The organism is Rhodoplanes azumiensis, from assembly GCF_042682915.1.
Taxonomy (GTDB): domain Bacteria; phylum Pseudomonadota; class Alphaproteobacteria; order Rhizobiales; family Xanthobacteraceae; genus Rhodoplanes; species Rhodoplanes azumiensis.
This window is the reverse complement of the sequence record NZ_JBHUIW010000004.1, coordinates 175,805-200,719: the sequence shown is the minus strand read 5'-3', so window position 1 is coordinate 200,719 and position 24,915 is coordinate 175,805. Positions and strand designations below refer to the sequence as shown.

24 protein-coding genes and 1 pseudogene are annotated in these 24,915 nt (G+C 67.5%); 15 read left to right on the top strand and 10 right to left on the bottom strand.

Annotation, left to right across the window (positions count from 1 at the left end; translation table 11 throughout):
• Positions 1-170: 170 nt before the first annotated feature.
• From ACFSOX_RS06095 to ACFSOX_RS06080, 4 genes are all read right to left on the bottom strand, one after another.
• Complete coding sequence (locus tag ACFSOX_RS06095) at positions 171-1,358, bottom strand: thiolase family protein (RefSeq protein ID WP_378476899.1); 1,188 nt, start codon at positions 1,356-1,358, stop codon at positions 171-173.
• 214 nt (positions 1,359-1,572) lie between these two features.
• Positions 1,573-2,127 (bottom strand): response regulator, encoded by a 555-nt coding sequence (locus ACFSOX_RS06090; RefSeq protein WP_378476898.1) that lies wholly within the window; start codon positions 2,125-2,127, stop codon positions 1,573-1,575.
• A complete protein-coding gene (locus ACFSOX_RS06085) occupies positions 2,108-3,562 on the bottom strand; it encodes an ATP-binding protein (RefSeq protein ID WP_378476897.1) in 1,455 nt (484 codons plus the stop codon). The genes ACFSOX_RS06090 and ACFSOX_RS06085 overlap by 20 nt, the downstream gene beginning before the upstream one ends.
• Positions 3,562-4,392, bottom strand: coding sequence for a substrate-binding domain-containing protein (locus ACFSOX_RS06080; protein WP_378476896.1), 831 nt, complete (start codon positions 4,390-4,392; stop codon positions 3,562-3,564). The genes ACFSOX_RS06085 and ACFSOX_RS06080 overlap by 1 nt, the downstream gene beginning before the upstream one ends.
• A gap of 434 nt (positions 4,393-4,826) precedes the next feature.
• On the opposite strand from ACFSOX_RS06080, the gene ACFSOX_RS06075 reads away from it, so the two are divergent.
• From ACFSOX_RS06075 to ACFSOX_RS06050, 6 genes are read left to right on the top strand one after another with little or no spacing between them, the layout of a single operon-like run.
• Positions 4,827-7,481: a molybdopterin-containing oxidoreductase family protein gene (locus ACFSOX_RS06075; RefSeq protein ID WP_378476895.1), complete on the top strand. Its 2,655-nt coding sequence runs from the start codon at positions 4,827-4,829 to the stop codon at positions 7,479-7,481.
• A gap of 14 nt (positions 7,482-7,495) precedes the next feature.
• A complete protein-coding gene (locus ACFSOX_RS06070; protein WP_378476894.1) occupies positions 7,496-8,185 on the top strand; it encodes a 4Fe-4S dicluster domain-containing protein in 690 nt (229 codons plus the stop codon).
• A complete protein-coding gene (locus ACFSOX_RS06065; RefSeq protein WP_378476893.1) occupies positions 8,182-8,595 on the top strand; it encodes a hypothetical protein in 414 nt (137 codons plus the stop codon). Before ACFSOX_RS06070 ends, ACFSOX_RS06065 begins: the two co-directional genes overlap by 4 nt.
• Complete coding sequence (locus ACFSOX_RS06060; RefSeq protein ID WP_378476892.1) at positions 8,592-9,302, top strand: TorD/DmsD family molecular chaperone; 711 nt, start codon at positions 8,592-8,594, stop codon at positions 9,300-9,302. Before ACFSOX_RS06065 ends, ACFSOX_RS06060 begins: the two co-directional genes overlap by 4 nt.
• Complete coding sequence (locus ACFSOX_RS06055) at positions 9,299-10,285, top strand: cytochrome c3 family protein (RefSeq protein WP_378476891.1); 987 nt, start codon at positions 9,299-9,301, stop codon at positions 10,283-10,285. Before ACFSOX_RS06060 ends, ACFSOX_RS06055 begins: the two co-directional genes overlap by 4 nt.
• Positions 10,282-10,896 carry a cytochrome b/b6 domain-containing protein gene (locus tag ACFSOX_RS06050; protein WP_378476890.1) on the top strand — a complete coding sequence of 205 codons (615 nt, stop codon included), beginning with the start codon at positions 10,282-10,284 and terminating at the stop codon, positions 10,894-10,896. Before ACFSOX_RS06055 ends, ACFSOX_RS06050 begins: the two co-directional genes overlap by 4 nt.
• Before the next feature lie 45 nt (positions 10,897-10,941).
• Here the strand turns inward: ACFSOX_RS06050 and ACFSOX_RS06045 are convergent, their stop codons facing one another.
• From ACFSOX_RS06045 to ACFSOX_RS06020, 6 genes and pseudogenes are all read right to left on the bottom strand, one after another.
• Positions 10,942-13,476 (bottom strand): arsenate reductase (azurin) large subunit, encoded by a 2,535-nt coding sequence (locus ACFSOX_RS06045; RefSeq protein ID WP_378476889.1) that lies wholly within the window; start codon positions 13,474-13,476, stop codon positions 10,942-10,944.
• 10 nt (positions 13,477-13,486) lie between these two features.
• A complete protein-coding gene (locus ACFSOX_RS06040; protein ID WP_378476888.1) occupies positions 13,487-14,008 on the bottom strand; it encodes an arsenate reductase (azurin) small subunit in 522 nt (173 codons plus the stop codon).
• Between the two features lie 644 nt (positions 14,009-14,652).
• Positions 14,653-15,729: an ACR3 family arsenite efflux transporter gene (gene arsB / locus ACFSOX_RS06035; RefSeq protein ID WP_378476887.1), complete on the bottom strand. Its 1,077-nt coding sequence runs from the start codon at positions 15,727-15,729 to the stop codon at positions 14,653-14,655.
• A 10-nt stretch (positions 15,730-15,739) separates the two neighbouring features.
• Positions 15,740-16,165 carry an arsenate reductase (glutaredoxin) gene (gene arsC, locus ACFSOX_RS06030; protein ID WP_378476886.1) on the bottom strand — a complete coding sequence of 142 codons (426 nt, stop codon included), beginning with the start codon at positions 16,163-16,165 and terminating at the stop codon, positions 15,740-15,742.
• Positions 16,165-16,692 (bottom strand): arsenate reductase ArsC, encoded by a 528-nt coding sequence (locus tag ACFSOX_RS06025; RefSeq protein WP_378476962.1) that lies wholly within the window; start codon positions 16,690-16,692, stop codon positions 16,165-16,167. Before ACFSOX_RS06025 ends, arsC begins: the two co-directional genes overlap by 1 nt.
• Positions 16,693-16,875: 183 nt before the next feature.
• Positions 16,876-17,055, bottom strand: a pseudogene (locus ACFSOX_RS06020) (winged helix-turn-helix domain-containing protein); the annotation flags it as partial.
• Between the two features lie 241 nt (positions 17,056-17,296).
• Between ACFSOX_RS06020 and ACFSOX_RS06015 the strand changes: the two are divergent.
• From ACFSOX_RS06015 to ACFSOX_RS05975, 9 genes are all read left to right on the top strand, one after another.
• Positions 17,297-17,590 carry an ArsR/SmtB family transcription factor gene (locus ACFSOX_RS06015; protein WP_378476885.1) on the top strand — a complete coding sequence of 98 codons (294 nt, stop codon included), beginning with the start codon at positions 17,297-17,299 and terminating at the stop codon, positions 17,588-17,590.
• A complete protein-coding gene (locus ACFSOX_RS06010; RefSeq protein ID WP_378476884.1) occupies positions 17,587-18,642 on the top strand; it encodes a permease in 1,056 nt (351 codons plus the stop codon). The genes ACFSOX_RS06015 and ACFSOX_RS06010 overlap by 4 nt, the downstream gene beginning before the upstream one ends.
• A gap of 159 nt (positions 18,643-18,801) precedes the next feature.
• Entirely contained in the window at positions 18,802-19,848 is a 1,047-nt protein-coding gene (locus ACFSOX_RS06005; RefSeq protein ID WP_378476883.1) for a TDT family transporter, read from the top strand.
• Positions 19,849-19,900: 52 nt separating this feature from the next.
• A complete protein-coding gene (locus tag ACFSOX_RS06000) occupies positions 19,901-20,134 on the top strand; it encodes a thioredoxin family protein (protein WP_378476882.1) in 234 nt (77 codons plus the stop codon).
• Between the two features lie 78 nt (positions 20,135-20,212).
• Positions 20,213-20,668 (top strand): thioredoxin family protein, encoded by a 456-nt coding sequence (locus tag ACFSOX_RS05995; RefSeq protein ID WP_378476881.1) that lies wholly within the window; start codon positions 20,213-20,215, stop codon positions 20,666-20,668.
• Positions 20,665-21,354 (top strand): cytochrome c biogenesis CcdA family protein, encoded by a 690-nt coding sequence (locus ACFSOX_RS05990; protein WP_378476880.1) that lies wholly within the window; start codon positions 20,665-20,667, stop codon positions 21,352-21,354. The genes ACFSOX_RS05995 and ACFSOX_RS05990 overlap by 4 nt, the downstream gene beginning before the upstream one ends.
• Before the next feature lie 136 nt (positions 21,355-21,490).
• Complete coding sequence (locus ACFSOX_RS05985; protein ID WP_378476879.1) at positions 21,491-22,414, top strand: cation diffusion facilitator family transporter; 924 nt, start codon at positions 21,491-21,493, stop codon at positions 22,412-22,414.
• A 345-nt stretch (positions 22,415-22,759) separates the two neighbouring features.
• A complete protein-coding gene (locus ACFSOX_RS05980; protein ID WP_378476878.1) occupies positions 22,760-23,245 on the top strand; it encodes a hypothetical protein in 486 nt (161 codons plus the stop codon).
• A 94-nt stretch (positions 23,246-23,339) separates the two neighbouring features.
• The gene (locus ACFSOX_RS05975) at positions 23,340-24,848 is read left to right on the top strand and encodes a TAXI family TRAP transporter solute-binding subunit (RefSeq protein ID WP_378476877.1); all 1,509 of its coding nucleotides are present in this window, start codon (positions 23,340-23,342) and stop codon (positions 24,846-24,848) included.
• Positions 24,849-24,915: the final 67 nt, after the last annotated feature.

Here is a 24,915-nt window from a genome sequence, read left to right as displayed (position 1 = left end):
GATCGCGCTGCGCCCCGTCGTGCGTCGATAGTCGACGCGTGCGACTCCTGTCCGGGAGCGGGACGAGATATCTGGCCGTCCGCCGCCGCCCGGGGTGTTGCAAGCCGGCTCCCACGCGGAGTGATCGACGGTCCGAACCGGATCCACCGGCCCGGACCGCCTCGGCCGGGTCAATTCACCGTTTCGAGGGCCAGCGCGATCCCCTGGCCGCCGCCGATGCACAGCGTGACGATGCCGCGGCTCAGCCCGTCCCGCTTCATGGAATGGAGCAGCCGCGTCGTCAGGATCGCGCCGGTCGCACCGATCGGGTGCCCGTGGGCGATCGCGCCGCCTTCGACATTGACGATGTCCTCCGCCAGGCCGAGCTCGCGCAGCACGGCGAGCGTGATCGCCGTGAACGCCTCGTTGATCTCGATCCGCTCGATCGCGGAAATCGACCAGCCGGCGCGGTCGAGGGCCTGACGCACGGCCGGCACCGGTCCGATACCGAACATGCCGGGGTCGACCGCTCCGAGCCCGAACGCGACCAGCCGGGCCATCGGCGTCAGGCCGGCGCCTTCCGCGAAGGCACGCTCCGCCACGATCATGGCGGCCGCACCGGTGTTGAGACCCGGCGCATTGCCGGCCGTGATCGTCCCGTCCTTGCGGAACGCCGGCTTCAGCTTCGCGAGCGACTCGAGCGTCGTGTCGGGCCGGTTGTGCTCGTCCCGGGCGAACTGCTCCGGCCCCTTACGGCCCCGGATCTCGACCGGAACGATCTCGGCGTCGAACCGGCCGGCGGCCTGGGCCGCGGAGAACCGCGTCTGTGAGCGTTCCGCCCATCGGTCCTGATCGGCCCGGCTGATCCCGAACTTCGCGACGAGATCCTCCGTGTGCCAGCCGGCGTGCTGATCCGAGAAGGCATCGTTGAGGCCGTCCCGCAGCATGGCGTCGTAGATCTGGGCGTCGCCCATGCGATAGCCCCATCGGGCGCCGGTCATCAGGTAGGGCGCCGTGTCCATGTTCTCCATTCCGCCGGCGACCTCGGCCTTGGCGAGCCCGAGCCAGATGTCCTGGGCCACCGAGGCGATGGCCTGGGCGCCGGAGCCGCAGACGCGGTTCACGGTCATGGCCGGCGCCCCGACCGGCACGCCGCCGGCGACGGCGGCCTGGCGTGCGGGGTTCATCTTGTTCCCGGCCTGAATGACGTTGCCGAAAACGACTCCTTCGATCTTCGCGGGATCGACCGTCGACCGGCGGAGCGTCTCCCGGATGACGGTCGCTCCCAATTGCACCGCCGGCGTCGCCTTGAGCGAGCCGTTGTAAGTTCCGATCGCCGTGCGAACGGGCGCGCAGATGACGACTTCGGGCTTCGACATGGCAGAATCCTCGTATGGCCCCTCCCGTCCTCAACGGACCGCGACGGCGCGAGAGCGCATTGATGTGGGTCACAATCGCCGGTGCTTCTCGGGGACCGCGTGGCGCGGCGTCTCGTCGAGAGGGGCCGTCGGGGGCCGAGCCGAGCGGCCTCCCGGACCGTCGGCGGCGTGCGCCGCGGGCGCGTGAATCGCGCCGGCCACGGGCCTGCGCTCGTCAGCGTTCGATCCGGTAGCGGCGCATCTTCTCCCACAGGCTCTTGCGGGAGATGCCGAGCCCCTGGGCCGTCTTGGTGACGGCCCAATCGTTGCGGGCGAGCGCATCGACGATGGCGGCGCGCTCCGCCTCCTCCAGGCTGCTCCGCAGGCTGCGGTCGTCGCCGGGCTCGGGATTGCGGACCGTGACACGCACGAGATCGACGAGATCGTCGAGATCGAACGGCTTTTCCAGGTAGTCGAGCGCGCCGGCCTTCACCAGGCGCACCGCGTCGGCGACCGATCCGAACGCCGTCATGACCACCACCGGCACGCCGGGGAGCGTGGTGCGGCACAGCTCGAAGATCTCGGCCCCGCTGCCGTCGGGCAGCCGCACGTCGGTGATCACGAGGCACGGCTTCGGGCCGAGCTCGAGCTCGCGGCGCGTCCGGTCGATCGTCGCCGCCGAGACGACCGTAAATCCCTCCAGCCGGAAGCGGTCCTCCAGCGACACACGCATGATCTCGTCGTCCTCGACGATCAGGATCGGATGAGGATCAGGCTGGCTGCGGGACAAGGTCGGTCTCCCGGGGAATGCGGATGCGGAACGTGGTGCCGCGGTCAGGGGCGCTGTCGACGTCGATGCTGCCGCCCATCGAGCGGACGAGCCGAAGCACGATCCACAGGCCGAGGCCGGTGCCGTTCGGCCGGCTGGTGAAGAACGGGTCGAAGATGCGGCGCAGGTTCGCCGGCTCGATGCCGTGGCCCGTGTCCGTCACCTCGAACCACAGGTCGGTCCGCTCGCCCCAGAACCGGCACGCCAGGCGGCCGCCCTCCGGCATCGCGTCGACCGCGTTGCGCATCAGGTTGAGCAGCACCTGCTGCATCTTGGGCCGGTTCAGGAGGTCGCCCGGCTGAAGGCCGTTGTCCCAGGCGAGCGTGATGCGGGTCGGATCGATCTCGGCCGCGACGAGATCGCGGATGTCCTCCAGGCAGGACGGATCGGCCGGCTCCCGCGCGTCCTCGACGCGCAGCTCGATCAGAAGATCCTTCACCAAGGCGCCGATGCGCCGCAGCCCCTTCTCGATCAGCGGCAGATATTTCGCCACCAGCTCCGGGTCGTTCGCCTTCGCTCGCAGGGTGCTGAGGCAGTTCAACATCCCGGCGAGCGGATTGTTGACCTCGTGGGCGACGCCGGCGGCGATCCGCCCGAGCGCGATCACCTTCTCGTTCGCGGCGAGCTCCGCCGCCAGCCGACGCTTCTCGTCGAGCTCGACGGCCATGCGATTGAAGCTGTCGACGAGCTGGCCGATCTCGTCGCGGCGCGACACCGGGAGCAACGTCACCTCGCCGCGACCGATCCGCTCCATCGACAGCGCCAAGGTGCGCAGCGGGCGAACGGCCCGGATCGACCAGACCGCTCCGATCAGGCTGCCGACCAGGGTCATGCCGAGCGTGAGCAGCAGCACGGTGAAGCCCGCGCTCCGTGTCGCCCGATCGAGCTCATGTGTGGAGACCTGGACCCGGACGATCCCGATGGTCCGTCCGCTCGTCTGGACCGGCGCGACGCCCTCGACGAAGCCGTCCCCGTCGAGCACGCCGGGTGCCGCCATGGCGATGGCGATCCGCATCAGACGATGCTCGGCGGAGCCTTCAGGGGCCGCCGGCAGCCCGATCGGAAAAGCGGCGGGGTCGAGATGCGACAGCACGAGGCCCGCCGGATCGAGCACCATGGCGGCCACGGTCGCCGCCTCGCCATCGCGCTCGGTGCCCTGGGTGATCTGCCGGAGCACCTTGTAGAGCGTCCAGGTGTCGCCGCGCAGAAGCAGATCCGGCGTCGTCACGGCGACTGAGCGGGCGAGCAGCAGGGCCTTGCCCTCGAGCTCGTCGCGCAATCGGCTGCGGTCCTGATAGACCATCGCCGCCCCGATCGTCGCCGCCACGGTCGCGACGACCAGGCTGAGGACGAGCGGCAGCTTGACCGAGAGGCTCGGGGACCGCGGGAAGCGCATCAGGGGGGATCGATGTTCCGGCCGACTCCGTCGTAGAGGGCGGGATCGGGCGTGGTGAAGCGGTCGAGCATCAGCTCGGCCAGGAGACGCCGGCCGTCGGGGTCGCTGTCCATGGTCAGGAGAGCGTTCGCCATCGCGTCGCGCAACGCCGCGTCGACGCCGGTCCGATAGACCAGCGGCGGAAAGCCGTAGGGCTCCGACTGCGCGACGATCCGGGTGTCGTTGGTCAGCGGCGATCCGTGCCGGGCCAGGAACTCCCAGACATAGGAGTCGACCGCGGCGCCGTCCGCCACTCGTGCCGCGACGGCTTCGATCTGCTCGGTATGCCCGTAGGTGAAGAAGGCGTGGCGGAAGAAGCTGTCGGGATTGCGTCCGAGCTGGTGGATCTGTCGGCGCGGCACCGCGTATCCGGTATTCGAGTCCGGGTCCGAGTAGGCGAACACGCGCTTTTCCAGCTCCGCCATGCTCTTCACCGGGCTCGACCGGTGCACGATCAGATAGGAGCGATACAGCGGCTCGCCGCGGAACACCGGCACGGCGAGCAGCCCGATGCGCCGCGAGTCGCGGTACTTCGCGTAAGGCAGGCTGCAGATCCAGGCGAAGTCGTGCTCGCCGTTCTCGATCAGCTCCATCGCCTCGCGATAGGAGCGGCGCTGGACGATCTGGACGGTGCGACCGACCTTGCGACCGAGATACGCGGCGAGACGATCATAGAGATCCAGATGCTCTCGCACGACCGCCGCCGTGAGGCCGAACCGAATCGGCGGGTCGGCGCTCGCGGGGGCGACGCACAGCATCGCGAAGAGCAGCGAGATCAGGAACCGACGCATGTGTCCCTCCTGCGTAACGCGGCGTCGAGGATGTTACCGGAGCGTAACGGCACCGGCGAGGCGTTACGCTCCGGTGCCGCTCCGGCGGCTGGCGACGATCGACGTTACCAAATTGGAACAACGACTTATTGAGTTTTCTCAAGGCGTTCGAAAGTGCGACCCCTATGCTGCGCGGCACTGGTTCCCACCGCGTGCCTTTCATGAGCAGCCATCGCCGCCGTCCGTACCGAACGGGACCGACTCATCCGGATCGTGCCTCCGCGCGAGACGATGACGCGATCCTTCCGTGGAGGGCCGTCCCCTGAAGGCCGTCTCCGATCGGAGGCGGATCCCGCACCTTACCCCCGATCCGAACAGCTCATTCGGCGCGGTCTCGGCCGCGCCCGCGAACCCGTTTGCCGTGCCCATGGCCGGATCGTCGAGAGGATATGCCCATGACAGCGTCGCCTGCGCCGCTCACTCTCACCTTCGCGACGGATGGCGCCCCCGATGCCTCGGCCCGCTCCGCGTCGGCGGGGGCCTCCCGACGTGATCTGCTCAAGGGCTTCGCCTCGCTCGCCGCTCTGGCGACCACGACCGGCGCCCTTCCGATGCTCGCACCGCTGCGGCCCGCTGCCGCCCAGCCGCTCGCGGCGGAGAGCATCAAGAGCATCTGCGTTCACTGCGTGAACTTCTGCGGCATCGAGGTGCAGAGGGTCGGCGGCGTGATCCGCTCGATCGGCCCCGATCCGGCGCGCCGCGACGTGTACAATCACGGCATCTGCCCGAAGGGCGTCGCCGGCGCCTTCCAGATGTACAATCCCTACCGGCTCAAGACGCCGCTCAAGCGCACCAACCCGAAGAAGGGACTCGACCAGGATCCGAAGTGGGTGGAGATCTCCTGGGAGGAGGCGTTCACGACCATCACCGAGCGGATGGCGCGGATCAAGGCGACGAACCCGTCCAAGCTGATCTGGCAGCACGGCCACGGAAAGTACCTCATCGGCGACCAATTCCCGCTCGCCTTCGGCAAGGCTTTCGGCACGCCGAACATCATCCATCGCACGACGACGTGCGAATCCGCCCGTCACGTCGCCGACGACATCACCTGGGGCTATCACGGCTTCCTGCCGGACATCGAGCACTGCAATCTGTTCGTGGTGTTCGGCTCGAACTATTTCGAGGCCGAGCAGTTCGCGCGCTGGATGGACCACGCCGTGACCGACGCGCGCGAGCGCGGCATGAAGGTGGTGGTGGTCGAGCCCCGGCTCTCGCATGTCGGCGCCAAGGCCGACATGTGGATCCCGGTGCGGCCCGGCAAAGACGTCGCGATCGTGCTCGCGCTGTCCAAGCTGCTGATCGACGCTGACCAGATCGACACCGACTTCCTGGTGACCTACACGAACGCGCCCCAGCTGGTCGGTCCCGACGGGCGCATCCTGAGGGCCGGCGACAAGCCGCTGGTGTGGGACACGGTGAGCAAGAGCGCCAGGCCGTTCGAGGCCGGCGTCGTGCCGACGCTGCGCGGCAGCTTCACGGTCGACGGCAAGCCGGTGAAGACGGCGTTCGACGTGTTCGCCGAGAGCCTCGCCGAGATGACGCCCGAGGCAGCCGGCGAGATCGCCGGTGTGCCGGCCGAGACGATCCGCGAGCTCGCCGGCATGATCGCCCGCGAGGCCCGCATCGGCACGACCACGAAGGTGGGCGATCTCACCCACCGCTACCGACCGGTGATGATCCACACCTGGCGCGGCATGACGGCGCGCGAGTTCGGGGTGCAGAACTGGCGCTCCGGCCTGATCCTGCAGATGCTGATCGGCAATCCGGACGCGGTCGGCGGCATGATTCTCGGGCCGGTCGGCCGCAGCCCGGCCTACATGGCGCCGGCCTACTGCGAGTATCCGCCCAAGCGTGTCGACCTCGCCAAGAGCGTCTACTTCCCCAACGGCCATCACGACGTCTGCCAGCAGGTCGCGCTGACGGTGCTGGATCCGAAAGCCTATGGTCTGCCCTACGAGCCGGAGATGCAGATCTTCTACGCCACCAACCGGCCGGTCTCGACCTCCGATACGACGACGCAGTTCAAATCGATGGAGAAGACGTTCAACGTCACCATCGAGATCCACATGACCGAGACGGCCTGGATGTCCGACATCGTGCTGCCGGACCTCGGGTTCCTCGAGTCCTGGCACTTCGCGCCGACGCGATCGCATCCGTTCGCCAGCAACACCGGCATTCGGCAGCCGATCGTCAATCCCTACAACCTCCAGCACGACGGCTTCACGATCCTGTGGGAGTTGTCGAAGCGGCTCGGCATCCGCGACGCCTATGTCGACGCTCTCAACGAGCGATGGAGCTTGAAGACCCACAAATTCGAGAAGGGCCGCGACTACACCCCGCGCGAGGCGGTCGAGACGATCTGGCTCAACGCCACGGGCGGCAAGTCCTTCGACATCGCCGTCAAGGAAGGGTTCGTCGCGTCCAGGAAGACGCCGCAGCGTGTCTACATGTCCGGCGTCGAGGACAAGTACAAGGGGCCGGGCAAGCCGAAGATGCAGCTCTACGCCGACTCCATGGCCGGCACCTTCGAGAAGGTCAAGCAGACGGTCGAGAAGAACGGAATCAAGAACATCGACGTCGCGCAGTACCAGATCGCCTACTCGCCGATCCCCCGCAAGGAGCACGCCTTCCCGACGCCGCACCGGGAGGCGGCGGACATGCCGTTCTACCTGATCACGTTCAAGAGCATGTACCGCAACCAGATGGCGTGCAGCAACACCAATCCGATCCTGAACTTCGCGCTCGGCAAGGACACTTTGGAGAATCGGGTGCTGATCAATACGACGGCGGCGAAGACGCTCGGACTCGCCGACGGTGACGAGGTGGTGATCGAAACGCGGGTCGGGAAGGTCAAGGGCCGCTGCAAGTTCACGGAGGGGATCCGGCCCGACACGGTCGGCATCTCCTACCACTACGGCCACCAGCTGCCAGTCTTCCCGGCCTATGCCCGCAAGGGCATCGCCGTGAACCGCGTGCTCGAGCTCCATCCGGACAAGATTTCCGGAATGAACTCGTTCAACGATACCAAGTGCCGCATCACCAAGGCCTGAGAGGAGCCGCGATCATGAAGCTCGTTCGCGTGATCGACACCAAGCGGTGCATGGGCTGCCGGGCCTGCGTCGCGGCGTGTGCGGTCGAGAACCATTTCACGCCGGACTCGCCGTGGAACGTGATGGTGGAGTCCGAGGGCGGCACGTTCCCCAACGTCTACCGCACCTTCGTCACCATGAACTGCATGCATTGCGAGAACGCCCCGTGCAAACTCGCCTGCGACAAGGCGGGCTTCAAGGCGATCACCAAGAACGATCTCGGCGTCGTTCTGATCGACTACGACAAGTGCACGGGCTGCGGCTACTGTGCCGCGGTCTGCCCTTACGGCGTGCCGCAGATCAACGGGGCGAAGCTCGCGACCCTCTATCCCGGCGAAGCGCCGACCCCGGTCGAGGCGGTGCCGGCGGCGGAGCGGCACTGGACCCATCGCAAGCAGGCCGGCAAGGCCGAGAAGTGCACGTTCTGCTGGCACAAGTTGGAGAAGGCCGTGGCCGACGGCAAGACCGACCGCATCGGCAAGGATCCGCAATACACGCCGGCCTGCGATCTCGTCTGCCCGGTCGATGCCCGCGCCTTCGGCGACGTCGACGATCCGACCTCCAAGGTCGCCAAGCAGATCGGCACCAAGAAGGCGGCGCAGCTCAAGCGCGAGTACGGCGCCGGTCCGCAGGTCTATTACGTGCTGGAAGGAGGCGAGCGATGAAGCCACTGTTCGCGTTGCTGCTCGCGGCCGCGCTGAGCGTCGTGCCGGCGCTGGCGCAGCAGCCGGCCGCCGTCACCAAGGATCCGGTCACCAAGGACGCCGCCTCGACCGAGAAGCCGGTCGGCGCCGGCATCCTCTCGGATCTCATCCGCGAGGGCGACGTCTCGCCGGGCGACAAGTACAGCCTCGAGGTCGGCAGCCGCTTCCACCGGATCCACACGCGCTTCATGGCGATCCAGTGCGTGACCTGCCATTCGGGCGTGAAGTTTCCCGACAACATCCAGTATCTGCGCAAGGAGGAGTTTCCGCTCGCCGCCTATCCGGGCGCCGTCGATCGCGGCACCTGCATGGGCTGCCATCGCGGCGAGGGCGCCTTGGCGACGCCGTTCTACGGGATCGCCAAGAAATGACACCACATTCCGATCCGCTTCCGAACGCGATGCGCAGCGCCGTCTACGGCCTGCTCGCGGAGTTTTGGGGCCGGCCGCTGTCGGCCGAGACGATCGCGCGGCTTTCGCGCAGCGCGGCGGTCGACGAGGCCGGCGGGCTTGCGGCGGAGCTGCTCGCGCCGTTGCGCGACGGCGCGCCGGACATCACGCTGCGGCTCGGTGTCGAGCACACCCGCCTGTTCGGCGGACTGCAGGAAGGCTACGGCCCGCCGCCGCCCTACGAGTCGGTGTGGCGTGACGGTCCCGTGGACGGAGCCGTGACGGCCGCGGTCGCCGCCGCCTATCAGGCGGCCGGCTATACCGAGCGAGTCTTCGCCGGTCCGTGCGACCAGCTCGCCGAGGAGCTGCGCTTCGTCGCGGCGCTGTGCGCGGCCGAGGACGCCGCCGTGAGCGAAGGATCGGACGACGCTCTCGCCGCCGCCCGTCACCATCACCGGCGTTTCCTCGAGGAGCACCTCCTGGTCTGGGCGCCCGGCTACTGTCGCGCGCTCGCCGCTCAGTCGCGTGAGCCGCTCTATGCCGCGCTGGCGCGCGTCACCGCGCAGATCCTCCACGAGGATTCTTCGGGGTTCGCGCTGTCCGCCGAACCGGCGGGGGATGCTCCGGCCGTCGGCTGCGTCCCGGCCGCGGGCACGGTTCCCGGAGATGGACCATGTCGCATGCAATGACTCGATGGCTCTTCGGCGCGGCCGTGATGGCGGTCGCCGCGACCCTGGCCGGTCCGGCCGCGGCGCAGACCAAGGGCCTGCCGTCCGCCGATCCCGAGACCGCCGCGATGGTGCGCCGGCAGAACGCCGAGTGCGCGGCCTGCCACAGCGAGGCGGGCCTGCGGATGCTGCCACGTCACGATATCGACGTGAAGACGTTGTCCGGACTGTTGGTGGACATCGCCAAGTTCGACACGTCGATCCACGCCGGCATGGCGTGCCGCACCTGCCACACCGGCGGCTATCGCGAGTTCCCGCATGTCGGGGCGGCGAGCGGCAAGGCGGAGACGCTGCCCTGTGCCGAGTGCCACGCCCAGAAGACCTTCCGGATCGAGCCGCAGGTCGCACGCAGCGTCCACGCCAAGAACCTGAAGGACACGTTCACCTGCTCGAGCTGCCACGACTCGCACGTCTACCAGACGGCGGCACGGCTCCGCGATCCCGCCCTGATCGTGAAGCAGGACAACGCGATGTGCATCGGCTGCCACGGCTCGGACGAGAAGTTCGCGGCGGCGGCGCGCGCCCTGCCGGTGCCGAAGACGCGGCCCGATCTCGATGCGATCCACGCCTGGCTGCCCAACACGCAGCGGCATTGGGCGGCGGTGCGCTGCGTCGAGTGCCACACGCCCGCCTCCACCACGCGGACGCTCAGCTTGTCGCACGAGGTGCTGAACAAGGACCGGGCCGAGAAGAACTGCGTGACCTGCCACACCCAGGACACCGCGTTGCGCACCCGGCTCTATCGCTGGCAGGCGGAGACCGAAGGGGCGCGGCTCGGCTTCGTCAACAGTGCCATCCTCGGGCAGGCCTATGTGATCGGCGCCACCCGCAACACTTATTTCGACTACATCGGCATCGCCCTGGTGGTGCTGGCGCTCGGCGGGGTCGCCCTGCACGGCCTCGGCCGCGTGGTGGCGGGCCTGGGACGCGGAGGCAGCAAATGAGCGAGCGCATCTTCATCCTGCCGCTGTGGATCCGCCTCTGGCACTGGAGCAACGCCGTGCTGATGCTGATCCTGACCGTCACCGGGGCCAGCCTGCACTTCGCTTCGCCGGAGGCGCCGCTGGTGCCGTTCCGGCTCGCGGTCGTGCTGCACAACAATGCCGGGCTTGCGGTTGCGGCGCTCTACGTCTTCTTCGTCGTCGCCAACATCGTCTCCGGCAACTGGTGGCAGTACGTGCCGAAGCCGGACGGCTTCTTCGAGCGCTGCTGGCGACAGACAAAGTTCTACGCCTACGGCATCTTCCGTGGCGAGCATCATCCCTATCCGCCGACCCGCGAGGCGAACTTCAACGCGCTGCAGCAGATCATCTATTGGGTGGTGATGTATCTCTTGATGCCGCTTCTGATCGTCTCCGGCCTCGTTTTCATGTGGCCGGACCTCGCGCCCAAGCGCGCCTTCGGGGTCGACGGCCTGCTGCCCGTCGCCGTGCTGCATTACATGGTCGGCGCCATGATCGTCGCCTTCATGGTGGCGCACATCTATCTCGGCACCACCGGAACGCGGGTGAGCAGCCTGTTCAAGATGATGGTGACGGGCTGGCACGAGGAATGACGCGTCGGCGCCGGGACCGCGACCGATCCCGGCGCCGACCTCGCGTCAGGTCCGGTATTCGGCCGACTTGAAGCTGAGCCGGCGTGTCGCCTCCGGGGCCGCGGCGAGCTTGCGGATGTCGGCCCAGGTCTGCTTGTAGTTCGGGATCACCAGTTCGTTGACACCGCCGTTGATGACGTTGCCCTGCACGCCGGTCGGATAGGCGAACAGCATGAAGGTCTGGCGCCGCTTCGCCGAAGGGGTCGGTTGCGCCATCGCCTGGGTGGAGCCCGCATCGTTGTAGACCTCGACGAGGTCGCCGGCGGCGACGCCGAGCTCCTTCATGTCGTCGGGATTCATCTCGATGAACGGGTAGGGCATGCGATCCGTCACGAACTCGCTGTGCTGGTCCATGAAGGCGTTCTGCCACACCATGTTGGTGCGACCGTTGTTGATCAGGAAGGCGTACTTCGCCTTCTGTTCGGCCTTGCCGGCGGCCTGCAGGCCGCGCCACGGCGTGATCATGAACCGCGCCTTGCCGTCCTTCGAGGAGAACTTGCCGTCGGTGTAGAGGCGCTTGGTGCCGACGATGCGGTCCTTGTCGAGGCCCGTCGCCGGCTCCTGGAAGCCGTTGGTGCCCATCGCCCGCAGCCGCGCATAGGTGACGTGCTCGCCGCCCTTCTCGTGCTTGTGGTAGCCGTCCATGAAGGCGTCTTCCTCGGTCGTCCAGTCGAAGCCCTTGAACTGGTCCGCATAGGCCGCCTTGCCGCGCTCGCGGAGAACCCGCTCCATCGCCTTGGCGAGCCGGGCCGCGATCAGGCAGTCGGGCAGGGCGTCGCCGGGCGGGTCCATGTAGCGCTCGGTGAGCCGCATGCGCCGCTCGCCGTTCATCGAGGTGAGGTTCATCTCGCCGGCGATCGCGGCCGGCAGCCAGACATGGCTGGCCTGGCCGATCTGGGTCGGCACGATGTCGACGTCGACCGAGAACAGCCCGCCTTGGCGGATCGCCGTCATGATCGCGTCGACCATCGCCTTGCGGTCGCCCCACGGCACCGTGTTCATGGCGTCCTTCACCATGTCGGTGCGGCGCTTGTAGACCTGCTTGAACTTCATGGCGTTCAGCGTGGTCTTGTAGTGGTCGCAGGCCCACACGTGATGGACGCCGCCCCGCCCTTCGATCAGCAGCTTGTCGACATAGGCGGCCGGGCGCCCGACATGGGCGTCGGACGGACGCGAGTAGCCCTCCTGATGGCCGCCGAGCCGCACCACGCCGCCGCCGGGCCGGCCGACATTGCCGGTGGCGAGCGCGAGATTCACGATCGCCCCGTTGGTGCGGTAGTTGTCGTTGCCCCAGATGATGCCCTTCTCGTAGCCGATCATGGTGCGGCGGCGCTTGCCGCCGGCCTTCGGCTCGGCGATCCACTGCGCCGCCTTGACGATGTCCTCGGGCTTCAGGCCGGTGATGCGCGCCGCCTCCTCGAGGGTGGTGCGGTTGGCGGCGACCGCGGCGGCGAAGTCGGTCAGCGGATCGGCCGTGTCGACGCCGCCCCCGCCCGGACGCGAGATCAGCGCCGGGCCCTGCGCGGCCGCGAGCGTGCTCGCCGCGATGAAGTCGCGGTCGATCCAGCCCTTGTCCGCCACGTAGGTCAGCAGCGCGTTGAACAGCACCAGATCGGTGCCGGGCTCGATCGCGAGGTGGAGCACCCGGTCCTTGCCCGCCTCGGTCTCGCAGGCCGAGACCGTGAGGGTGCGGCGCGGATCGACGATGACGATGCGGCCGGCCTCGACCGGCTCGCCCGGGAACTCGCGCTTCTTCTTGTCGAGCGAGGTGCCGCGCAGGTTGGGGATCCAGTGGTTGAGGAAATAGTTGGTCTGGGTCTCCAGCGGGTTGGTGCCGACCGCGACGATCGTGTCGGCGAGCTCGGCGTCCTCGTAGCAGTTGTTCAGCTCGCCGACGCCCATGTCGCGGGTCGCGTGGACCTCGGAGTTGTAGGCGGGCCGATTGTGGATGCGGACGTTCTTCACCTTCATGGCGCCGAAGTAGAGCTTGCCGGTGCCCCAGGTGTTCTCGTAGCCGCCGGCCGAGCCGCCATGGTCGAACATCGAGACGAACAGGCCGTCCTCGCCCTGCTCGTCAATCACGGCCGCGGTGACGCGGGCGACGAGATCGAGCGCGTCGTCCCAGTCGGTCGGCTGCATCGACCCGTAGCGCCACACCATCGGCGAGGTCAGGCGCGCGAGCTGGGTGCCGCGCTGGAGCGAGGTGTGGTTCTCGGCCATGCGGGCGCCCCGGATCGAGCCGAGGCCGGAGTTCACCACGCAGTCGGGATCCGGCTTGATGACCAGATGGACGTCCTTCCCGTCCTGCTTGACGACGTTGTACATCGACGGCGCGTACCAGGCCGCCGTCTCTGCCGGCTGCTGCTTGCCGAGATCGACGCCGAGCTTGTTGGCCGTCGCCGCGTACCCGCCCTGCTGGTTGATCGGCCAAGTGTAGGCCTTGTAGCCGCAGCCGACGATGCAGTAGTGGCAGGTGACGTTGTGCTCCTTGGCGCTGGTCGGGATGATCGGCAGGCGATCGACGTGGCGCTTGTAGGTCATGGCGATCTCCTCACAGCACGTTGCTGAGCCGGCCGTACAGAAGCTCGTCGACGCCGTCGGCGTGGATGTCGCCCTTGCCGTCGACCCGCAGCGCGTATTGCGCGAGGTTCTGGGTCGCGTGCCCCCAGATCTGCTGGCCCCCCTTCTCGCAGTCGTAGCGCGCGTAGTGGCCGGGGCAGCTCAGCGTCTTGTCCTCCTTGACATAGGCGAGCGGGAAGCCCTTGTGGGGACAGACGGTCGAGTAGCCGACCACGTCGCCGTCGGGGCCGACGCCGCCAGGCACGCGCGTGCCGAGCTTGATCAGCACGCCCGGCGCGTCCTTGTCCGGGTAGGCGACGGCGAGCGGCTCGTCGACCTTGAGCTGAGACAGGTTGGCGAGCCGGCGCGAGGGATACTCGACCAGGGCCGGCGCCGGGGCGGCGTCCGCCTGCGGCGCCGTGGTGGCCGCCGCGGCGGCCCCCGCCGCGGCGACACCGAGACCGCCGAGAAACCTCCGGCGGCCCACCTCGACCATCAGATCACATCGCTTCATGGCATCCTCCCTCGCCGCGCGACGTCGATGCGTCCGCGGTCGGTGCATTTTGGAGTGAAAGTCCCATTCGACACCGCGCGAGCGGTGGCGATCGCACATGAAAAACAGAAGCGTCACCGGCCTCACGAACCGGTGCGATGGCTAGCTCGCGCCCGCCGCCGACGTCGCAATCATGTTTCTCTCCCGGGCACAGTTCTTAATGATCACGATCCTAATATCGATTGCAGGCAGGCGCCAGAGAAACGTCCCGTTGTGCGTCACGGATGCGTCGACGACTCCGACCCTCCCGGCCTGGTCGGGTGCGGGGCGGGATCGATCAGGCATCCCGTGCGGTCCGCATCCGGGTCTCACGAGGGTCGTCGTTCGACCGATCGTCCCCCCACATCGACCAGATCGTCCGGTCACGTCCTCTCGAGTCACGCGTTGCTGCGGTGCCGTGGAGTGGACCTTGGTCGGGCATCACTCCATCAGCTGGCCTGGAGCGGTCTTCGGCCATTCTTGTGCATCGCCTGCCTTCCGGACGAACGCTCCGCGGTCGCGTAAGATATGCGCCGCGGCTGCTTCGGCCGGGCGCCGTGAGCGAGGAGTCCGGCCCGTTGGGCCGGGCTCTCCGGACCCTGTTGTCGTGACTGCGATGGCGCGACTCACGCCGGCGGATTGGCGGCCGGCCGGGAGGATGCGTCGGCCATGGCCGTGCCGGCGCCGCGTTCGTACCAGTCCTTGCTGCAGTTCACGATCCACACCACGGAGAGCATCACCGGCACCTCGATCAGGACGCCGACCACGGTGGCGAGCGCGGCGCCGGACTGGAAGCCGAACAGGCTGATGGCGGCGGCGACCGCGAGCTCGAAGAAGTTCGAGGCGCCGATCAGAGCCGAAGGCCCGGCGACGCAGTGCTGCTCGCCGGCGAAGCGGTTGAGCAGATAGGCGAGGCCGGAGTTGAAGTAGACCTGGATCAGGATCGGCACCGCGAGCAACGCGATGATCGTCGGCTGGGCGAGAATCTGCTCGCCCTGGAAGCCGAACAGCAGCACGAGCGTCGCCAGCAGCGCGATCAGCGCGATCGGCTGGATCGTGTGCAGGAGGCGCCCCAGGGCGGCCTCGCCGCCGTTCCCCATCACGCGCCGCCGCAAAATCTGGGCAATGATCACCGGCACCACGATATAGAGGACAACCGACAGCACCAGCGTGTCCCACGGCACCGTGATGGCCGACAGGCCGAGCAGCAAGCCGACGATCGGCGCGAAGGCGAACACCATGATGACGTCGTTGACGGCGACCTGCGACAGCGTGAAGTGCGGCTCGCCCTTGGTCAGGTTGGACCACACGAAAACCATGGCGGTGCAGGGGGCGGCGGCCAGGATGATCAGGCCGGCGATGTAGGAGCCGATCTGGTCGGCCGGGAGGTAGGGCTTGAACAACCAGCCGACGAAGAACCAGCCGAGCGCCGCCATCGAGAACGGCTTGACGGCCCAGTTGATGAACAGCGTCACGCCGATGCCGCGCCAGTGCTCGCGCACCTTCCCGAGCGCGGCGAAGTCGATCTTGATCAGCATCGGGATGATCATCAGCCAGATCAGCACCGCCACGGGCAGGTTGACCTTGGCGATCTCGGCGCTCCCGACGGCCTGGAAGACGCCCGGCATGAGGTGGCCGAGCGCGATGCCGACGACGATGCAGAGTGCCACCCAGATGGTCAGATAACGTTCGAACGTCGACATGTCGGCTCCTTTACGCGGCGTCGACGCGCCGGCCGGCGTCGTCGATCACCAGCTCGCCGTCCTCCTTGCGGAACTCGCCCTGCTGCGGCGGCAACAGATCGAGCACCAGCTCCGACGGCCGGCACAGGCGCACGCCCTTCGGGCTCACCACGAGGGGCCGGTTGATCAGAATCGGATGCGCCATCATGGCGTCGACGAGCACGTCGTCGGACAGCCCCGGATCGTCGAGACCGAGCTCGTGATAGGGCGTCCCCTTCTCACGCAGCACCTCGCGCGGGGTCAGGCCGGCGCGGCCGATCAGCGCGACCAGCATCGCCCGTGTCGGCGGGCATTTCAGGTACTCGATCACATGCGGCTCGACGCCGGCGTTGCGGATCATCGCCAGCGTGTTGCGCGAGGTGCCGCATTGCGGATTGTGGTAGATGATCACGTCCATCAGGCGACCTTGGAGCTTTGCGCCGTGGCGCCGTCGAGCCGGCCGATGTCATGGAGCTTGGTTCCGAGCGCCAGCCGGTCGAGGCCCGCGATCGGCAGGGACGTGAACACCGAGATGCGGTTCTTCAGGTACCTGAAGGCCTGGACGAAGGCCCGCTCCTTCTCGATCTCGGTGCCCTCGACGGCGGCCGGATCCTCGATCCCCCAATGGGCCGTCATCGGCTGGCCGGGCCACACCGGGCAGGCCTCGCCGGCGGCGTTGTCGCAGACCGTGAAGACGAAGTTCATCACCGGCGCATCCGGGGTCGCGAACTCGGTCCAGCTCTTGGAGCGCAGGCCCTCGGTGGGGTATTCGGCCCGCTCCAGCACCTTCAGGGCGAGTGGGTTGATCGTGCCTTTCGGCTGGCTTCCGGCCGAGTAGGCGTTGAACCGTCCGCGTCCGTCCTTGCACAGGATGCTCTCCGCCAGGATCGAGCGGGCCGAGTTGCCGGTGCAGAGAAACAGCACGTTGTAGATTTGACCCGTCATGGTCTTCGTCCTGCCGGTTGGAAAGTCGAGGGATGGTCTCGGGAGATCGATCGCGCGACGATCGTCGCATCGCTCCGGCCGCCCGCCACAGCAGCCGTCGAGGAGGAAGCTCGCCAGCGTCCGGGTGGCGGCGAGATCGGCACGGTAGACGATCGAGCGGCTGCGTCGCTCGGCGGTGACGAGGCCGGCCCGCGCCAGGGTGGCGAGATGCACCGACATGGTGTTGGCCGGCACGGCGAGCTGCCGGGCGATCTCGCCGGCGGCGAGCCCGTCCGGCTCGTGCGCGATCAGCAGCCGGAACACGTCCATCCGTGTCGCCTGGGACAGTGCCGAGAAGCCGAGCAGCGCATTCTTTACTTCCATATTTCTAAGATGCCAGAATAGTGGAAGCGATGCAAGCGGTCTCGCCGCAGGGGGTGCCGGGGTCGTTCCGCTGCTCGGGCGAGAACAGGAATCCAGCCGTTCCTCCGGAACCGACAGAGCGGAAGGACGGCGGCGGTGCTTGACAAGCCGCTCTTTGCGCCGTATATGCGGATATGCGCATAAACGCTAATGCGTATAGGCAGTGCCAATCAGAGTCAGCTCTGACGACGGGATAGCAACGATGGATCCGACAGACCTCTTGTCTGCGCTCGCCGAGGAGACCCGGCTCGGGGTCGTGCGGCTCCTGTGGGACGGGCAGGAGCATTGCGTCTGCGAGTTGATGAACAAGCTCGGCGCGACCCAGTCGCGCATGTCCCGCCACATGGGGGTGCTCAAGGGGGTGGGCCTGGTGGTCGATCGCCGGGATGCCCAGTGGGTCCGGTATCGCCGCAATCCGAATCTCGATCCACGCGTCGTCGCGCTCGTCGACGCCGTTCTGGCGCTTCCGGCGCGTGAGAAGAGGGCTGCCGCATGACCGCGTCCGACACCGAGATCGCAACCGCCCCGCGGACCGGGCTTTGGCTCGCCGGCACGGCGGCGTTCCTGGTCGCATGGGTTCTCGTCTATGCCCAGCTCCAGCCGTTCTCCGACTGGCTCGTCGGCCAGTTGCCGCTCGCGCCCGGCAGCCACCTCGCCGATGCCGTCGCGTTCTTCGTCTACGACACACCCAAGGTGCTGATGCTGCTCACCCTGGTGGTGTTCGGCATGGGGGTTCTGCGCAGCTGGTTCTCGCCGGAGCGGACCCGGGCATTGCTGGCGGGCCGGCACGAAGGGATCGGCAATGTCGCGGCCGCCGCGCTCGGCATCGTCACGCCGTTCTGCTCGTGCTCGGCCGTGCCGCTGTTCATCGGCTTCGTCAGCGCCGGCGTGCCGCTCGGCGTCACCTTCTCGTTCCTGATCGCCGCGCCGATGGTGAACGAGGTCGCACTCGGCCTGCTGCTCGCACTGCTGGGATGGAAGGTGGCGCTCGCCTATCTCGGCTTCGGACTGGGCATCGCCATCGTGGCCGGCTGGGTGATCGGGCGCTTCCATCTCGAGGGCTGGCTGCAGGACTGGGTCCGCAACGTGCGCTCGAGCGCCGCCGAGATCCCCGATGTCGAGGTCACGATCGTCGAACGTCTCCAGGCCGGGATCGAGGCCGTGATCGACATCGTCGGCCGCGTCTGGATCTGGGTCATCGCCGGCATCGCGGCCGGCGCCTTCATCCACGGCTATGTTCCCGCCGACCTGCTCGCCGCGATCATGGGGCGCGACGCCTGGTGGTCGGTGCCGGCGGCCGTCGTGCTCGGCGTGCCGATGTACTCCAACGCGGCCGGCATCATCCCGGTGGTCGAGGCGCTGCTCGGCAAGGGCGCGGCGCTCGGCACCGTGCTGGCCTTCATGATGAGCGTCATCGCGCTCTCGGCGCCCGAGATGATCATCTTGCACAAGGTGCTCACCACCCGACTGATCGCCGTCTTCGTCGCCGTGGTCGCGACCGGCATCCTGGCGGTGGGATTCCTGTTCAACCTTCTGTTCCAGGGCTGAGGGGCCGTCGATCGCAGATCTGTTCCGGGTGGCCGAGATCAGCCGACCGGAGTGCAGGCGAACGATCGGTCTCCGATCGAGAGGGAACGGCACATGTCACAGACGTTTGGGCATCCAAGTCCCGGGACCACCGGCCGGTCGGGGGGCTTCGATTCGATCGTGCGCAACTTCGCACCATCCTGGTTCGCTGCGGTCATGGGCACCGGAGTGCTGGCGATCAACAGCTTCAACTACGGCCAGCGCATTCCCGTGCTGCAGGACGTCGGCAGGGGTCTCCATTGGTTCAACGTCGTATTGTTCCTTGCGCTGTTGATTCCCTGGACCTTGCGCTGGTTCCGATATCGGTCGGAGGCCATGGCGGCGCTCAGGCACCCTGTCATGACCCAATTCTACCCGACGATCGGGATCGCATTGCTGGTGCTCTCCCTGCAGTTCGTGGTGTTGTGGCACGACACTGCGGTGGCTGCGGCGCTGTGGAGCGTGGGAACGCTGCTCACGATCGTGTTCAGCATCGTCGTGCCGCTGAGCACGTTCCAGAACGACAAGGTCACGATCGAGCACGTCACACCCGGCATGTTCATTCCGCCGGTCGGCCTCGTGCTGATTCCGCTGACCGGCAGCGTTCTCGCCAATGGAACGGACGGGATGCTCAAGGAGCTGATTCTGCTGATCAGCTATGTCGGTTTGGGGTCCGGCTTCTTCCTCTATCTCGCGTTCCTGGCGCTGACGATGTCCCGCTTCGTCGTCGGCAGCCCGCTGCCCGGGGCGCTGCTGCCGACGGTGTGGATCAATCTCGGACCCATCGGTGTCGTTCCGATGAGCCTCACCTTGCTGGTCGATGCGACGCCGTTCCTCGCGGTCAGAGAGCCGTTCTACGCCATGGCGTATCTGCTCTGGGGCTTCGGGGCGTGGTGGCTGGCGATGTCGATCGTCCTGACACTCGCATACCGGCGTCGCGGCGACCTTCCGTTCTCGCTGGCGTGGTGGGCGTTCACGTTCCCCCTGGGCGCCTATGCGGCGGCGAGCAACGCCTTGGCGAAGGCCTTCCACCTGGAGAGTGTCTGGCTGATCGGGTTCGCGGCCTATCTGCTTCTCGTCGGCCTCTGGAGCGTCACCCTCGTGAACACCGCGAAGGGCGTGCTGAGCGGCAAGGTGTTCGCGGCACCCGCCCATGGGCCGAGTTCGGCCTCGCCGAGGCCGGCGTGACGGCGCGTGGGGTTCTCGTTCAATCGTCCGTTCACAAAGGAGTCAAGTCGTCATGAAGGACGTCAAGGTTCTCGGCCCCGGCTGCAAGCGCTGCGTCACCACGGCCGAGATGGTCAAGGCCGAAGCCGACCGGCTCGGCGTCGCGGTCACGATCGAGAAGGTCACCGACTACGCGGCGATCGCCGGCTACGGCATCGCCTCGACGCCCGGCATCGTGATCGACGGCAAGGTCGTCCACGCCGGCGGGCTGCCGAAGGCCGACGACATCGCCAAGTGGCTCGCCTGAGCGTGACCGGGACACGCCTTCGGTAACGGGTTCACGTCGAAGGACGTGATCCGGTTCCGCGGCGATCGAGCGTCGCCCATGACCAGATATCGACGATGGCGCCTCGTCCTGACGGCGATGGTCGTCGTCGCGATCGGACTGGTCGTGGCGATGGCACTGGCGAATCGTCATTTGAACCACGAGGATCGGACCCTCGTGGTTGCGGAGGTCGATCCCGTGGCCGAGGCGATCCGGGCCGGAAAGCCGACCGTGGTCGAGTTCGGATCCGATCGGTGCGAGAGTTGCCGCACCATGATTCCGATCCTCGCCGTGCTGGCACGCGAGCACGGCGATCGATTGAACGTCGTCACGGTCGATCTCTTTTCCAGGACCGGGCGGCGCCTGATCCCCAAGTACCAGATCCAGATGATGCCGACCCAGGTGTTCTTCGATGCCGGAGGGCGTGAGGTCGATCGTCACCTCGGGCCGATCTCCGGCGACGACATCTTGCGACGGCTGGGGCTCGGCCCGATGACCGTGACGGGGCGTCAATGAACGGTGCGGCTGCGATTCTCACGGCGTTCGTCGCCGGGATCGTGTCGTCGGCGACGCCATGCGTCGTCGCGGCGGTTCCGGTCACGATCGGCTTCGTCGGAAGCCGCTCGTCGTCGCGGCGCCAGGCGATCCTGCTGTCGGGCGCGTTCGTCGGCGGGATGACGCTGGCCTTCGTCGCCCTCGGCCTCGCGGCGGCTCGGCTCGGCGTGTTCTTCGGCGCGTCCGGCGGCCCCTGGGCCATCATGGTCGGGCTGCTGCTCGCGGCAGCCGGCGTGTGGTTCTGGCGATCCGGCGACACGTGTTCCGTCGGCCTTCATCCCGCCGTGGCGGATCGCCTGCGCGGGTCGGGATGGCTCGGAGCCGCCGCGTTCGGGGCGCTGACCGGGACCGTCATGACACCCTGCGCCACGCCGGCTCTCGCCGCGGCGCTCAGCCTCGCCGGAACCGGCGCGTTCCTCGGACAGGCGACGTGGACCGGTGCCGCGATGCTGCTCGCCTATGGGCTCGGCCACGGCGTTCTGCTGTTCGTCGCCGGAGTCGCTCCGACTTACGTGCAAACCTTGGTCGGACGAGTGGGACGCTTCGAGCGATGGCTCCCGGGACGGCGGACCTTCGCCGGCGTGCTCGTATTGGCGGGCCTCTGGATGATCTCGAGCGCGATACCCGGGCTGTTCGAGATCCAGTGAGAAGATACGGGCGAATCCGCTCGCAGACCCGATCGGCTAGTGGCGAAGGCGCGCGACGCGCGTGTGCCCTAGCCCCTGCTGTGGGCCGAGCCGAGTAGAGCCGATTCGAAACACGTCGAGACGAAGGACGAAGAATATGGCGGACAAGCAAGACCACGGACACGTCCACGGCGTCGTCTCATCGCCGGTCGACGCGAGTGCCGTCTTCAAATGGGCGGTCGGCTTGAACGCCGGTTACGTGATCGTCGAGGCGATCGCCGGGTTCAGTATCGGATCCTTGGCGCTGCTGGCCGATGCCGCGCACAATCTGACGGATGTCGGCGGCCTGCTGATCGCATGGTGGGCGACCGTTGCCGCAACGCGTCCGCCGACTGAAGAGTACACGTATGGCCTCGGGCGCTCGACCATCATGGCTGCGCTGACCAACGGCGTCGCCATTCTCGTCGGTGCAGGCGCGGTCATATGGGAAGCGGTCCAGCGATTCTCCGATCCGGTCGCGGTTCCGGCAGGGGCCGTAATCATCGTCGCGCTGCTCGGAATCGCGATCAATGGTGGAACCGCGCTCATGTTCCGCGCCGGACGCAAGAGTGACCTGAATTCGGAAGGGGCGTTCCTGCACATGGCGGCGGATGCCGCTGTCTCGCTGGGCGTCGTCGCATCCGCCGCCTTGATGCTGTTCACCGGCTGGTCTTGGCTGGATCCCATCACCGCCATTCTGGTCAGCATGGTGATCGTATGGGCGGCTTATGGTCTTCTCAAAGCTTCGTTGTCGGTGGCTCTCGATGCTGTTCCGGCCTCCGTCGATCACGCAGCACTGAAGGTATGGATGGAAGGCCTCGATGGTGTCACGGAGGTGCACGACCTTCACGTGTGGGCCCTGAGCACAACCTCGAATGCTCTCACGGCTCATCTCGTCATCCCGTCGGGTCATCCTGGGGATGCATTTCTGGACCATGTTGCCGAGGAGCTCAGGGAGCACTTCGGAATCGGCCACGCGGTGTTTCAGATCGAGCTCGGAGACGGACCCGCATGTCGGTTTGCGCCGGCAAATGTGCCGTGAACGGCGCGGGTCGCCGTTGTCGAAGATCGGCTTGGTGCGCCTCTGGATGATTTCGAGTGCGTCACCCGGGTTGTCGATGGATCGAGAGACGGAGCGCGACACGATCGTGAGCGCTTGCGACGACCGCGATGCCGGCGGGAGGCAGATCACGTGCTCTTCGTCGGCTGACGGCATGATCCAAAGGTCGCCATGATGCCGCGATCCGACCGGCTGGACTGGGGCCTCGCTGCGCATCTCAGATGACGACTGTTAAATCCGTGCGCTGGCTTCATCGGGGCGGGCCATCAGCGAGATGTCAGCGTGACGGCGGTAAGAAGGGCGCGGGCGACATCAGGAGATATGATCATGTCCAAGCGCACATTCGGTCTCGTCGGCGCGACGGTCGTCGCGTTGGTCGTCGGAGCGGCCGGCATCGCGATCGCGCAGCCGGGCCCCGGCTGGGGCGGGCAGGGCGGCCCGGGCGGCTGGAATTCGGAGCGTCCCTACGGAGGCCCCGGCTGGGGTGGTGGTCCGCAGGGCCGCGGCGGTCCGCACTGGGGCTACGGTCCCGGCTATCAGCAACAGGCCGCGCCGTCGGACGCCTCGCGCAGCAAGCTCGACGACAGCGTCAAGGCCGTGGTCGCCACCGCCAAGAAGGGCGAAGCGTGGACCACGCCGCGTGGGTTCAAGCGGACGCCGCTTCTCGTCGACGGCAAGCTCGTCGGGAACTTGTGGGAGGACGCCGATCTGGCGGCGTTGAAGGCCGGTTCCTCCTGGAACGGTCGCTTCGGGCGCGCCGTGCAGCTCGTCGACGGCACCCGCGTCGTCGGAATGGTCTGGCTGCGCGACTGAGGGGGCGGCTCGGGCCTGTCGGTCGGATCACCGTGAGCCACAGCCCGAAACGCGAATTTGACCGTCGCCAAGGCGCGTGGTCGCCGAGACAGGGATGGTTCGGGACAAGCCCGGGCGATGTACGCCGTTCCGGACGCCGCCGTTCCGTCCCGTGAACGACGGCATCCGGTCGGGCGGCGGTCGGCGAAGGAGCGAGCGTCTCATGCGACCGATATTCAGACGTGCGCTCGTCGCATCCGGCCTGAGCCTGCTGCTCGTCGGGATCGTCGCCGCCGGCATCCATTATCTGCGTAAGCCGACGATGTTGCGGGTGGCCGTGGGGCCGCCCGGCAGCGAGGACGAACGGCTCGTGACCGGCATCGCCCAAAGGCTCGTCACTGGGAACGCCTCCATCAGGCTGAAAGTATCTTCGCGCGAGAGCCCGGCCGCGGCGGGCAAGGCTCTGGCCGGAGGGGAGGCCGATCTCGCGATCGTGCGCAGCGATGCGTCGGTGCCCGGGACGGGGCGGGCGGTCGCGATCTTTCACCGCAACGTGGTGCTGCTGGTCGCGCCGACGGGCAGCCGGATCAGGCAGGTCGGCGATCTGGTCGGCAAGTCGGTCGGCGTGATCGGGCGTCCGGGGATCAATGACGGGATTCTCGAGACCATCCTGCGGCACCACGGAATTCGGGAGAGCTCGGTTCGCGTGACGGCCCTGACGAGCGTCGAGGCGCGCGACGCCGTGCGGACGAAGCGCGTCGACGCGCTGCTGGCGGTCGGGCCGGCGAACGGTCGCTCGTTGACCACGGCCTTGTCCGCCGTGTCGACCGGAACGCGCGGACCGCAGTTCGTGGATCTCGGGGATGCCGGAGGCATCGCCAAGAGGACGTCGAGCTTCGAGGAAGCCGAGATCGTGGCCGGCGTGTTCGGAGGAAACCGGCCGGCCAAGACGATGACGACGATCGGCTTCCGTAACCTCCTGGTCGCCGACCAGAGGCTGCCGAGCACCGTCGTCGCGGAGCTGACGCGACTCGTGTTCGACATGCGGCCGAGCCTGGCGATGGATTTTCCGTCCGCCGACCGGATCGAGGCGCCGGAGACCGAGAAGGATGCGCGGATCCCGGTTCACCCCGGCGCTGCCGCATATATCGACGGTGACGAGAAATCGTTCTTCGACCTGTACGGCGACCTGATCTACTACACGGTGCTCGGCTTCGGCGTCCTGGGGTCCGTCTTCACGGCCGGGTTTCATGTGCTGGCGAACGCGAGGCCGTCCCAGGGGCAGGCGCTCCGGCAACTGGTGGAGTTGCTCGGTGATGTTCGCAAGGCCACGACCTCGGACGAGCTGGACAGACTCCAATCGGAGCTGGACGGAATCATCGAGGCCGTGGTCTCCGCGACCGGCCTCCGAGCGCTCGGGACCGAACGGCTGCCGGCGTTCTCGTTGATGCTCGATCACGTCCGGCACGGGATCACCGAGCGACGACGTCTGCTCGTCGAGACTTCGCCGGCCCCACATGACGACGCACCCCTATCCCCCGAGTCGGGACCGCTCCATCTGGCGATCACGAGCAGCGGTGCGAGCAGATCGCGGCCGGCCGTCGGCAGGGAGATGCAAGTGTAGCCGAAAGTCCCGGACAGTCACGTATGTGAGGCATTTCGTGACCTGTTATTTTCCTGATCGAGAAAAT